Origin of the sequence: Pseudoalteromonas translucida KMM 520 (assembly GCF_001465295.1) — a bacterium.
GTDB classification, from domain to species: domain Bacteria; phylum Pseudomonadota; class Gammaproteobacteria; order Enterobacterales; family Alteromonadaceae; genus Pseudoalteromonas; species Pseudoalteromonas translucida.
This window is the reverse complement of record NZ_CP011034.1, coordinates 1105363-1118065: the sequence shown is the minus strand read 5'-3', so window position 1 is coordinate 1118065 and position 12703 is coordinate 1105363. Positions and strand designations below refer to the sequence as shown.

At 40.8% G+C, this 12703-nt stretch carries 9 protein-coding genes; 2 read left to right on the top strand and 7 right to left on the bottom strand.

The window, feature by feature from the left end; genetic code table 11:
• Positions 1-113: 113 nt before the first annotated feature.
• Positions 114-425, bottom strand: coding sequence for a monooxygenase (locus tag PTRA_RS05220; RefSeq protein WP_058372945.1), 312 nt, complete (start codon positions 423-425; stop codon positions 114-116).
• A 126-nt stretch (positions 426-551) separates the two neighbouring features.
• A complete protein-coding gene (locus PTRA_RS05215) occupies positions 552-3734 on the bottom strand; it encodes a S41 family peptidase (protein WP_058374531.1) in 3183 nt (1060 codons plus the stop codon).
• Between the two features lie 398 nt (positions 3735-4132).
• On the opposite strand from PTRA_RS05215, the gene PTRA_RS05210 reads away from it, so the two are divergent.
• A complete protein-coding gene (locus tag PTRA_RS05210) occupies positions 4133-4729 on the top strand; it encodes a hypothetical protein (protein ID WP_011327726.1) in 597 nt (198 codons plus the stop codon).
• A gap of 112 nt (positions 4730-4841) precedes the next feature.
• Here PTRA_RS05210 and PTRA_RS05205 read toward each other — a convergent pair whose 3' ends face one another.
• The 5 genes from PTRA_RS05205 to PTRA_RS05185 all read right to left on the bottom strand — a co-directional run bounded on the left by PTRA_RS05205 (position 4842) and on the right by PTRA_RS05185 (position 9881).
• Entirely contained in the window at positions 4842-5630 is a 789-nt protein-coding gene (locus PTRA_RS05205) for a bestrophin-like domain (protein WP_058372944.1), read from the bottom strand.
• Positions 5631-5771: 141 nt separating this feature from the next.
• Entirely contained in the window at positions 5772-6293 is a 522-nt protein-coding gene (locus tag PTRA_RS19360; RefSeq protein WP_058372943.1) for a hypothetical protein, read from the bottom strand.
• A 150-nt stretch (positions 6294-6443) separates the two neighbouring features.
• Positions 6444-6920, bottom strand: coding sequence for an FKBP-type peptidyl-prolyl cis-trans isomerase (locus PTRA_RS05195; RefSeq protein ID WP_011327723.1), 477 nt, complete (start codon positions 6918-6920; stop codon positions 6444-6446).
• A 2-nt stretch (positions 6921-6922) separates the two neighbouring features.
• Positions 6923-9346 carry a Lon protease family protein gene (locus PTRA_RS05190; RefSeq protein ID WP_058374530.1) on the bottom strand — a complete coding sequence of 808 codons (2424 nt, stop codon included), beginning with the start codon at positions 9344-9346 and terminating at the stop codon, positions 6923-6925.
• A 76-nt stretch (positions 9347-9422) separates the two neighbouring features.
• The gene (locus PTRA_RS05185) at positions 9423-9881 is read right to left on the bottom strand and encodes a zinc ribbon-containing protein (RefSeq protein WP_011327721.1); all 459 of its coding nucleotides are present in this window, start codon (positions 9879-9881) and stop codon (positions 9423-9425) included.
• A gap of 232 nt (positions 9882-10113) precedes the next feature.
• Between PTRA_RS05185 and leuS the strand changes: the two genes are divergently transcribed.
• On the top strand, positions 10114-12702 hold the full coding sequence (leuS, locus tag PTRA_RS05180) for a leucine--tRNA ligase (protein WP_058372942.1): 2589 nt from the start codon (positions 10114-10116) through the stop codon (positions 12700-12702).
• Position 12703 lies beyond the last annotated feature (1 nt).

The window sequence follows — 12703 nt, the reverse complement described above, 5'->3', positions numbered from 1 at the left end:
ACATTCTAATACTCGTTGCTTGCTACAACATGGATATTATACTTTTTAACCCGACTTTTGGCCGCGCTAATGTAACGAAGGTAACGTAAACAGCAGCCCAACAAAAACCTTATCTATTTAACAGTAAGCGGTGCGTTATTAATCGCTGATAATGGCAGATTTACATCGAATAATTGGCCACGAACTTGGGCAACCCCCATAGCCTTTAAGCGTGCTGTGTGCATAGTTAAATACATATTAGCTGATGCTTCATCTTCAAATAGGTAAATACCACCAGCAAGTTGACCTTGTTGGTTTTCGGTCCAAATTTTCCAAATAACACCGGGTTCATGGTTAATTGATTCGGCTAAATCTTTTAATGCTGCAGACATTTGCTCCCCAAACGGGCCTGCAAAATCAAAGTCTACCTGTAATAATTTTTTCACTATAAGCTCTCTTATAACTAAAGCGCGGTATCACGCTTTTAATAATACTCTAATAAACTTGTTAGCTACCAAGCACACGCAAAGTAGCTAACAAGTTGAGTAACCTAGCAGCTTAATTTATTGCTATTAGCGACCAAACTCACTCGGTGCTGCTGGCACTACCAATGGTTTTTTCGGATTTGCTTTAAGCTCTTTTAATAACTCTTTTACAGCGCGTTCAATCGACGGATCTTGTCCGGCTTGAATAAGCTCTGGGCGATCAATCACTTCTATGTCTGGGCTTACGCCTTCATTTTCAATGATCCAGTTGCCTTCGTTATCTAAAATTCTAAAAGTAGCGGCAATAACTGAGCCGCCATCTACAAGCCCAGGGTTGCCCGAAATACCAATTAAACCACCCCAAGTACGCGTACCAATTAATTTGCCTAAACCTGCTTGGCGAAAGTAATACGGTAGTGCGTCGCCGCCTGAACTAGAGTAGCCGTTGATCAGCATAGCTTTAGGGCCATCGTGTGCAAACTGCGGGGTTTTAGTTGGCTCTACACCACGGCGTTTCCAGTAATTTAGCGGTTTACGTGCTAACCAAGTGATCATATGCTCAGGTATAAAACCGCCGCCATTGTAACGATCGTCTATGATCATCGCTTCTTTATTGGTTTGCGGTAAAAAGTTTTTAAATAACGAACGGTTACCTTCGTAATGGGTGTTAGGTAAATGCACGTAGCCAATACGCCCGTCTGAAAGCTTATTAACATACTCAGCGCGCGATTGTGCCCACTGTAAGTAACGCAATCCGGTTTCGCTGGCAATAGGCGTTACCATTACTTTCCAGCTGTTTTTTAGGCTTGGTGATTTACTTAGTAGTAATTCAACCGATTTACCTTGGGTGTTTTCTAGTAGTTCGTAAAAGTTGACTACGCTTTTTACTGAGCGGCCATTTACTGCAATTATGTAATCGCCTACATTGGCGTTAATGCCGGTTTCGTTTAGCGGTGAGCGAAAGTTCTCGTGCCAGTTTTCACCTTTAAAAATAGTCTCTATTTTTACAAAGCCTGATTTATGCGCGCTAATTTCAGCGCCCAATAAGCCATGCTGTAAACGAGGAGATATTGGCATATCGCCCGAGTTAACATAAATATGCCCTGAGTTTATTTCGCCTGCTATTTCACTTAGTACATAATCTAGGTCGGCTCGATGTGCAATAGCGTCGGCCATAGGTTGGTAACGCGCTAAAATAGCATCCCAATCTTGGCCATGATGGTTCTCGTCATAAAACCAGTCACGCAGGGTGCGCCAGCCTTCACGATACATTTGTGCCCACTCGATTTGCGGGTCAATTTTTAATACCATGTCTTGCAAGTTAAGTTGCGTAGCTTTTAAGTCTTGTTTAGCTTCTGGCTTTATTACGCTAATGTTTTTTCCTGCACGAGCAATAATATGCTCAGCATTAGCCGACACTTTATAATTACTCACTCCTGCTGCTATTGTGGCGACTTCACCATCAACGGCATTAGGCACTAACTTAAGCTCACCTGCCGAGAGTGTTAATACGCCGTCTTTTACGCCACTTAGTGCGCCGTAATTTCCTGCCGGTACATTTAGCGCCACAACGCGGTTCATAAAGCCGTTACTTTCTATATAGTTGCTGGGTGTTTTAGCTGACTTTTCATCGTCTTTATCTGCTTTTGAGTCAACAATGCTTATTTCGTCACTCAGCGGTGTATTAAGTGGTTTTATTTTACTGTTTACTGCAACCGAATACAGTCGGGTTGCATTGTTAAACATGTAGTCAAACTCGTAGCTACTAAAAGTTAAATTAAAGTCGCGCTCTGATGTGAAATACAATTGCTGCCCGTCGGGAGAAAACGCTGGGTTTGTTTCACTGCTCATGTCGTCTGTTAAGCGAGTAACGCGTTTGTCTTTTAAATTGTAATGCCATAATGAGGCGTAGCGGTTTTCATTATTTTTAACAAACACTATATCTTCGCTATTAGGCGACCAAATATAGCTAGTTAAACCATCTTCATTATATTTTGCGGTATCTATTTTACGCTGCTTACCGGTGTTAATATCGAGCCACCACAGGGTATGATTTTGATCGCTAAACAATAACTTTTTATTATCTGGTGACCAAACTGGCTCAAAACGCCAAATACTGCCATTACTGGTCAGTTGCTTAACTTGGTTGTTGTTAGCTCTGTCTTTTAGGTAAATTTCGTACTCGCCCGTTTCATCACTCATGTAAGCAATATAGCGCCCATTGGGCGACCATGTAGCCGATATTTCACGCCCTTTTGGCGTATGGCTTAAGTTTCGGGTTGGGCCATTTTTAACCGGTACAGAAAACAGCTCGCCGCGGGCTGTAAATAGTACTCTTTTTCCATCGTGCGATACGTCCATTGAATCAATAAAGTCACTAACATTTTTACTGTAGGCCATTGTATGTTCACGGTTACCTTGAACATTTATACTCAGCTTTTCAGATTGCTGCGTAGCATCATCAAAGCGATACAAATAGCCACCATTTTCGTACACTATGGCGCTGGGCCCAGCCGAGGGCCAAAGCACATCAAAGTCGCTGTGGTTCGTTACTTTTATCGGTTTTTTGCCATCTTGATGTTTGTATAAATTTAGCGTGTATTCTCTGTCCGACACGTAGTAAATATTATTGTTAACCCAAGTAGGTTGTTGGTCGGTTGCTCTGTCGGTTGTTAATTGCTTTGATTTGTTATTTTCTAAATCGTAAACCCACACATCTTGTGCGCGCCCGCCACGGGTGCGTTTCCAAGTACGAAATTCGCGATCAATGGGTGTATACACATACTGTTTGCCATCGGGCGACAACATGCCACCGCCAGTTTCTGGTATGGCTAATGGTTGCTCTAGGCCACCAGCAGCAGGCACTATATAAGGTCGGCCAACACGCTGACTATAAGGGGTGCGGTTAGCTCTAAACACAATATGCTTACCGTCTGGGGTCCAATCAAGTACGCGATAATCAAAGCCACCGCGCGGCGGCATTACACCTACGTCGTTATAATAGGTCAGTTGCTTTAAGTCAGAGCCATCGCGGTTCATTACATACACTTGGCGGCTGCCATTATATTGGGCTGAAAAAGCGATTTGGCTGCCATCTGGCGAAAATTTAGGAAAGGTTTCAAAGCCAATATGATCAGTTAAGCGCGTGCTTTTACCTGTTTTAATGTTTGCTATATAAATATCGCCCGCATATACAAAGGTGACTGATTCTTTATGAATATCGGGAAAGCGTAATAAGCGGGTATCTTGTGTTTGATAAGCCGCAACCATCGGCGATATTGCCGGTGCAACTGCAATTGCTATTGCTGTTAATAAAGTGCGTAGTTTCAAGGTTATCGTCCTTACAATGTTATTTCATTTCATAATAACAATAAAAAGACAGTTTGCAGCTTTGTGCGACAAATTACTGTAACGAGGTGTAAATACAGCCATTGTAAAAGCTTAATAATTGGTAATATATTTCACTCACATTTTAATATCTTAAATACCTACTCTAGCTAAAAGCAGTACTTTAAGCCCATTAAAAAAATAAAAGTTAATACCATCTTGATTTATTCAGCTTTTGTTAATATTATCCTGCCCAATAAAATCTATTACTTTCATGGCATTACCTAATGGTCTGTAATTTGGTTTTATTTAATCATAAATACACATAAAAGGAATATAATGTGAACAAAATAGCTTCAATCTTTATCGCTGTTACCCTACTTTTAACTACCGGCTGTACGGCCATTATGACTGCAGAACAAGCAGCTCCTACATTAAATAAGCCCCAAGTTGATGAAATACAAATTGCAGTGGTAGATCATCGCCCATATGTTGTAAATGGTGACAAACTCTCTGGTTTTGAAGGATTAAGTCGCTCTGGTTTTGGTATACCTTATACACAAAACATCATTACTGGCGAAACTATGCCACAACATTTAGGTAAACGCCTTGCTGCTGGTTTTATTCGCTCTGGTATTAACGCTAAGCTAATAGCTACCACACCACAGGTCGATATTAATGACATTAAAGCAGATAGCGATACTGCGACTATTATAATTGTACTTAACGAATGGAAGTATGATCACCACGCTTTTACCGATAATTCATGGTATAACTTTGATCTAATAATTAAAGATCGCACTGGTGCTACGCTTATAAATAAAAACTTTACTGGCGAGCAAGACATTCCAAGTATGCATACCAACGACTTACAAATGCTTTATAAAGAGCGCTTTGAATTAGCGTTTGCAGATCCTGAGGTTAAAGCGTTACTGTAATTTAAAACTACGCGAACATTTTTATTGGCGAACTAAATAATTATTTAGTTCGCCAAAGCAGCAAACAATATAACTGTTATTTACGCGCTTAGATTAAACCCCTTCTTTAATACTATTTAATACTTTCTGAAACCTCAATCATTACCGTTTGATCTACTTGTATAAGTCCGCGTTTTGGCCGATCTAAATCAATAATAATAAACACAATTAAAGTAATTAATAATGAAACCAATACAATGGGCACAATCATTCGCTTACCACTTAGTCCTGCGGAATAACCCATAATGCCGCCAGACGAAATAAACACAATAAAGAGCAGTATTAATACCACCTCAGGTACATGCATTTGTAATAAAGCATTTCGCTTTCCTTGGCTGTCTATTACATCATTAAGCGATTTTACAAACGCTCCTGTGGTGACTGGCCTTGGATCAACATTTGTGGCTGCGATAGCCAATGACCATAACTGACGCTGTAAGTTGGCTATTTTATTATTGTAGTCGTTACGCTGCGCGTGTTTAGTTAAATCTAATTGCCCTATAGCAACTCGTAAGTCTACATACTCTTTAAATAATTCATTTGCTTGTTTTTTGTATTCTTGTGGCAGTAATTCAACCCGTAATATGGCTGTGCCTATCGTGTTTGCTTCATCTATTAACGCCATGCTGCGGTTATCATACCGTTGCATCGACATGCTAAATGTAAAACCCAGTAGTAATGCTAACAAACCTAATATACTGCCCTGAATAGAACCCGTTAGCGTCTTAACTTCACTGTCGGTTCTGCCTTGAATAAAGCGCCCTGCTCTAAAGCCTATTTCGTTAAAAATAACGATCGCTATAAACAATGTAACTGCAATTAATACACTGCTGTATCCATAAAGTAATTCATCTTCGAACATAATTTAGTAAATTCCACTGGCCATTATTTGGGTGTATTTTTTAAAGCGTACTCAACAAAGCTATACTTTAAAAATACGGTAAATTTAAACAGGAAGTAAGTAATATTAAGTTAAGGGCTAATTCACCAATGTGCCTTAACGCTAAACATTATAGTCGTGATCGCCTCGTCTTTTCATTTCGCTTATAACCAGCTCAATCATTTGTTGTTTTATTGCTGTTTGCTCTGTTTTTAACTCCCCTAATTGCAGCTCTAGTATATCTATTTGCTCTTGTTGTTGTGAGTTTTTATATTTTTTAGACCCTAAATGCTCAACATCAATGGCTAAACTAGCATCACTTATATTTGGCTCATTTGCGGTGCTATTTATGGTTAAGCTGCGTTGTATTGGACTTTGTTTGAGTTTGTTAATTTGCTCTTGCAATGCAATAACCCACCCTGAAAAGTGCTTATACTCTTTTTCTAGATTTTTATATTGATTGCCAAACGTTGCGTTATCTTCACTGTACTTTTGTGCTTTAGTGTCTAAAAACTTTGATAAAACATATTTTGGCTCTTCTTCTTTCTCGCCTTCAGCAAGTTGCTCACCTGGCTGTGTTAAAGGCTGTGTTAAAGGCTGAGTATTAAGGCTGTATGTATGGTGTACAGTGGGTGTTGGTGAAATCTTCCTTATTTTATCCCTAAAATAGCTTTGTCACTATTATAGGTATCGACCTAAGATTAAAATTCTTGAGTAACCTTTACAGGCTGGCTAAAAGCAAAAAGCCCCACTTTATAAAAGTAGGGCTTAAGTAATTTATTATTTTAAATAAAATTACGACTCAATAGCCAATAACTCAACTTCAAATATAAGCAGCGATGCCGGTGGAATGCTACCCACCCGCTTTTCACCGTAGGCCAATTGATGCGGTACATAAAGTAGGTACTTATCGCCGGGGCTCATAAGTTGCAGACCTTCGGTCCACCCTTTAATAACTTGATGTAAACCAAAGCTAATAGGGGCTTTACGCTCTACCGAGCTGTCAAATACTGTGCCGTCTATTAACGTACCGTGGTAGTGCACATTAACCATGCTTTTGGGGTTAGGCTTGTCATCGCTTTGCCCTTGGTGCAATACTTTGTACTGCAAGCCTGAAGCGGTCTCTTGTACGCCATCTACTTTTGCATTAGCCGCCAAAAAATCAGCTTCTATTTGCGCGTTAATACCCACTTGCTGTTTGGCTTTTTTGCTGTTTTTAAATATTAAAAAGCAAAATATGGCGATAATTACCGCTAATATTATATTAAGCATAGTTAATTTTTTTCCTCTTCTGGTTCTGCGTCTTTTTCATCTTCGCTATCGCCGTTTACAATGTCTGCAATATCTTTAAGTCGTGCTAAGGCTAGGCCGTTTACTGAGTTTTCAGGGTAGTGCCCGTTGACTAAATCGCCAGCTTCTAAATCCATCAGTAAGTTAAGTGCCTGATCTACAGTCTCTACTGCGTAAATATTAAATTTACCAAGTTCAACTGCATTAAGTATTTCCTCATCTAACACTAAGTTAACTTGGTTAGATTTAGGAATGATCACGCCCTCTTCGCCAGTTAAACCGCGCATTTTACACAGTTTAAAAAAGCCTTCTATTTTTTCATTTACGCCACCAATAGCTTGTACATCGCCATGTTGGTTAATTGAGCCAGTAAGCGCAATTGATTGACTCAGTGGTAAACTAGTAATAGCCGAAATTAATGCACATAACTCGGCAAGTGACGCGCTATCGCCATCTATGTAGCCATAGCTTTGTTCAATTGCAATATTTGCACTGAGCGTTAAGCTAAAATGTTGCGCGTATTTATTGCCTAAATAGCCGGTAAGTAGCATTACCCCTTTAGAGTGAATTGCTTTACCTAGCTCGGCTTCGCGCTCTACATCTAAAACGCCATCGGCACCGGCATAAACCGTTGCCGTAATACGCGCAGGTGTACCAAATGAGGTATCGCCAATATGCAGTACAGTTAAACCATTTACTTTGCCTATGGCTTGGCCTTGCGTGGCAATAAGGGTGTGCCCTTCTTTAATATCGCTGAGCATGTTTTCGCTAATTTGCCCAGTACGATACTGTTTACCTTCAATGGCTTCGTCAATATGATGAGCGTCTATAACCGTTAGCTTATCTTGCTTGGCATAATAGCTTGCTTCGGCTACTAGCTCTAACACATCGGCAAAACGGGCAGAGAGTTTATTATGATGCTCTGCTTGGCGGTAACTAAATTTGAGCAAGCGCACCATTGCTGCTTCGGTAGTGGTGCATTTTAAAACGTGCTCGCAATAGTCAGTTACTTTGGTAATAAATTGGTACTGTAATTTATCGCTACTTGGTAAGTAGTAGTCAAAGTCGGCTAATATTCTAAACAGCTCAGCAAATTCTTCGTCGTACTCACCTATGGTGTAGTACAGCTCGCGCGAGCCTAATAATATTATTTTTACATCTAGCGGAATTAACTGCGGGCGCAAGGTAAAACTGCTGCCTACTACGCTATCTTGATACGGTAAGTCATTTTTAATTTGATGGGTTTTAAGCGACAGTTTTAAACCATCCCACACTTGTGGATTAGCCATTACTTTTTCGGCGTCCATCATTAAATAGCCACCGTTAGCGCGATGCAATGCGCCGGCCTGAATTGAGCGATAGCTAGTTATAAGCGAGCCTTGTGACGTAGCGTACTCAACCTTGCCAAATATGTTACCAAACGTTGGGTTAGGTTCGTAAACCACAGGAGCGGCGTCGCCTTCTTTAAACTCAACTAAAATATTGGGCGCAAAAAAGTCAGTAAGCATGCCTTTGCGATCAAAGTCTTCTTTGTTTTCTTCGCTTTCGCCTTCATCGTCTAACCACTCAAGCACAGCATCAATAATTTCTACGCGAATGTCTTTTAAATAACGCAGCACACCAATATGACTGGCATATTTATGCTCTAAGTCTTTTAACAAAGGTTTAGTTGCTTGCTCGGCAGTTGACTTTTTAAGGTTACGTAGCTTTTCGGTAGATTCACGTTTCCAGCGCGGCAGTTCAATAAGTGCTTCTATTAATGTGTCTTCAAGTTTTTCAATTCTTTCAAAAAAGGTTTCACGTAGTTCATCTTCAAGGTGCGAAAATTCATTATCGCTTAGCTGCTTGCCATCTATTAATGGGGCAAAACCTACTACGCCTTTTTCTTCAATAAGCGCCACACTTTGTTCAAGCGCCGCAATCTCTACCGCGGTAATAGCACCGTCATAGGCGTCGTTAAATTCACGATCTATGGATTTCTTTTTGCGCTGGTACGCAGGGTTGTCAAAGGCGGCAGGAAAGGTGTCGAGCACTTCGTCAATAAAAGCATCAATGTCATCGGCAAGCTTTTTACTTTGCCCAGCTTGCATAAACAGTGCGATAGGCTCGCGGTGGTCGTCGTAATTATTTACATACAACCACTCATTAGGCGTTACTCTGCCTTTGGCATGCTCTTTTAGTTTGTCTTTTACTAGGGTAAAACGCCCATGTGCAGCTTCGCCCATTACGTATACGTTATAGCCAGGTAAATCCATACCGAGTGAAAAGTCTAATGCACTTTGCGCCCGTTGTTGGCCTATAAAAGTAAAATGCTCTGGGTATGGGTTGCTCATGCAAGTATGCACGTGGCTAGTAGAAATGCTCGGCGCAAGCTTTGATACAGGTAGTGGCAGTAATTTTTTCGTCATTCTAACTTCTTTGTTTACCAGCGTATTCACTGGCTTTTGGCGTATTAAGTGGCCTGCAGCCACTTAATACTTACATTTAGGGTTGCAAAGCCTTACGGCTAAAATAGATTCCATCACACTCTAAACAAGGTGTTATTTGCGTAGCATGATAAACATCGTAACTATGGTTACAATTCTTACATACTAATGTGCCCATGGCTATCCATTCGCCTACGTGATATATGCCATTGTGCTTAAAATCTTGGCTAAGTGAGTGCCACTCTAGCTGTGTTTTGTCTTCTATGTGCGAAAGCTCATACCATAATGATTCTTTAAGCTCTTGCCATGCAAGCGAATTATAGTGAGTTTCGTGCTCTTGCAAGTGTTCTAAATCGCGCATTAAGTAATTACGATAAAGTTGATACTTTTCTTCTCCTAAATTTTTAAGTGCCTGCTCAGATTCAACAAATCGTTTTACCGCCTCTTTTAATTCATGATCTTTTACATCTTTTAACCAAAGCGTTAAATCGTTTAGCCATGTTTTGTAGTCAGCCATTTTCTTACTCCTGCAAATTTAGGGCATATTTAGATTTGTAGGTTGAACCTATTAGGCCTGTTAAATCAACCTTTAACCTATGCTTTTCAGTAACTAGCTTATAAAAGTATAGGTTAACCTGCACTGAAAGTTATAATTTAATAAAAGCGTGTTTATGGCGCTATAAATAGCGGTTTATTTGGGTTATCCTAGAGCTAATTTTTTATTAGTCGTAAGAAGTCTGGAACCGTAGATGCAAGAGCAATATAACCCTCAAAAAATAGAGTCAAAAATCCAACGTTACTGGGAAGAAAACAAAGTATTTAAAGTTACGGAAGATGAGAGCAAAGAAAAGTATTACTGCCTTTCTATGTTCCCCTACCCGAGTGGTCGACTCCATATGGGTCACGTGCGTAACTACACTATTGGTGACGTTGTATCTCGCTTTCAGCGCTTAAAAGGCAAAAACGTAATGCAACCTATGGGTTGGGATGCGTTTGGTTTACCTGCAGAAAACGCGGCTATTAAAAACAAAACAGCCCCTGCAAAATGGACCTACGAAAATATTGACTACATGCGTACCCAACTTAAGCAATTAGGTTTTGGTTACGACTGGGATCGCGAAATTGCCACCTGTCATCCAGAATACTATAAATGGGAACAATGGTTTTTCACTAAGTTGTACGAAAAAGGCTTAGTGTACAAAAAAATGTCGACGGTTAACTGGGATCCGGTAGATCAAACTGTATTAGCTAACGAGCAAGTTATTGACGGTCGCGGTTGGCGTTCGGGCGCTGTGGTTGAGCAAAAAGAAATTCCACAGTGGTTTATTAAAATTACCGACTACGCACAAGAACTACTTGACGATTTAGACAAGTTAGAAGATTGGCCTGAGCAAGTTAAAACCATGCAGCGCAACTGGATTGGTCGCTCTGAAGGGTGTGATATTGAATTTAAACGCACCGATAACAACGAAACATTTAGCGTTTATACCACGCGTCCAGATACCTTTATGGGTGTGACTTATGTAGCGGTTGCTGCAGGCCACCCCATTGCTAAAGAAGCGGCTAAAAACAGCGATTCTGTGGCACTGTTTGTTGAAGAATGTAAAAACAACAAAGTAAGTGAAGCCGACATGGCAACCATGGAGAAAAAAGGCATAGCAACGGGCTTTTTTGCTACTCACCCACTTACTGGTGAACAAGTACCGATTTGGATAGCTAACTTTGTATTAATGCATTACGGCTCAGGCGCGGTAATGGCAGTGCCTGCACACGACCAACGTGACTTTGAATTTGCAACAGCCTACGGCCTTGATATTAAACAAGTGATTGCGCCAGTTACGGGCTCTGATCTTGAAGTAAACCTAAACAAAGAAGCCTTTACCGATAAAGGTGTATTGGTTAATTCGGGTGAATTTGACGGCCTTGATTTTGACGCGGCATTTAATGCCATTGCCGATAAGTTAGAAGCCTTAGGTGTGGGCGAGCGCAAAGTAAACTTCCGCCTACGTGATTGGGGTGTAAGCCGCCAACGTTACTGGGGTTCACCAATTCCAATGCTGAGCAACGAAGACGGTAACGAACTTGCTGCAACCGACGACATGCTGCCGGTACGCTTACCAGAGGATGTAGTAATGAATGGCGTTACATCGCCAATCAAAGCAGATCCTAACTGGGCTAAAACCACTATGAATGGCGCTCCAGCGTTTCATGAAACCGATACCTTTGACACCTTTATGGAATCGTCTTGGTATTACGCTCGTTACTGTAGCCCACGTCATGACGAAGGCATGCTAGACCCAGCAGCGGCTAACTATTGGTTACCAGTAAACCAATACATAGGTGGTATTGAGCACGCTATTTTACATTTATTGTACTCGCGTTTTTTCCATAAATTATTACGCGACTTTGGTTTAGTTGATTCAGACGAGCCGTTTGACCGCTTACTTTGTCAAGGTATGGTATTAGCCGAAACGTTTTATCGTAAAGATGAAAAAGGGGCTGATATTTGGATTTCGCCAAGCGACGTAAATACCGAAACAGACGACAAAGGCCGCGTAACTAAAGCATGGCATAAAGTTGATGGTAACCCGGTGTTTTCATCTGGCATGAGCAAAATGTCAAAGTCGAAAAATAACGGTATTGACCCACAGCATGTTATCGCGCAATACGGCGCCGACACTGTACGTTTATTTATGATGTTTACTGCACCACCAGAGCAAACGCTAGAATGGTCTGACGCGGGTGTTGAAGGGGCACATCGTTTCTTAAAACGTGTATGGAAATATGCGGTTGATGTTAAAACTGTTGGTTTTCAACCACTCAATAAAACAGCATTAAATAACGAGCAAAAAGTACTGCGTCGCGATTTACACAAAGCAATTGCTAAAGTGAGTGATGATGTTGAACGTCGTCAAACCTTTAACACTGCTATTGCGGCAATTATGGAGCTGTCTAATAAATTATTAAAAGCACCGTTAAATAGTAAGCAAGATGTAGCGATAGCTAACGAAGCGCTTGAAGCTATGCTTATTATGCTTGCACCTATTACGCCGCATTTGTCGCACCAATTATGGCAAGAGCTAGGTAAAGAAGGCGATATAGTTAACGCTTCATGGCCAGAGGTTGATCAGTCGGCTTTAGTTGAAGATGAAAAGTTAATTATTATTCAAGTTAACGGAAAACTACGCGCTAAACTAACCGTTGCAGCAGATGCCACAAAAGAGCAAGTAGAAGCACTCGCTTTTGAACAGGCAAGCGTAACTAAATACACTGACGGTGTTACCGTTCGTAAAGTTATTTACGTACCGGGTAAACTGCTTAATGTGGTAGCTAATTAAT

What these genes read in the sequence shown, in the direction of transcription:
- PTRA_RS05215 (WP_058374531.1), bottom strand. Translation starts at nt 3,734, where the DNA reads ATGGTTGCGGCTTATCAAACACAAGATACCCGCTTATTACGCTTTCCC.
- PTRA_RS05205 (WP_058372944.1), bottom strand. Translation starts at nt 5,630, where the DNA reads ATGTTCGAAGATGAATTACTTTATGGATACAGCAGTGTATTAATTGCA.
- PTRA_RS05195 (WP_011327723.1), bottom strand. Translation starts at nt 6,920, where the DNA reads ATGCTTAATATAATATTAGCGGTAATTATCGCCATATTTTGCTTTTTA.
- PTRA_RS05190 (WP_058374530.1), bottom strand. Translation starts at nt 9,346, where the DNA reads ATGACGAAAAAATTACTGCCACTACCTGTATCAAAGCTTGCGCCGAGC.
- PTRA_RS05185 (WP_011327721.1), bottom strand. Translation starts at nt 9,881, where the DNA reads ATGGCTGACTACAAAACATGGCTAAACGATTTAACGCTTTGGTTAAAA.
- leuS (WP_058372942.1), top strand. Translation starts at nt 10,114, where the DNA reads ATGCAAGAGCAATATAACCCTCAAAAAATAGAGTCAAAAATCCAACGT.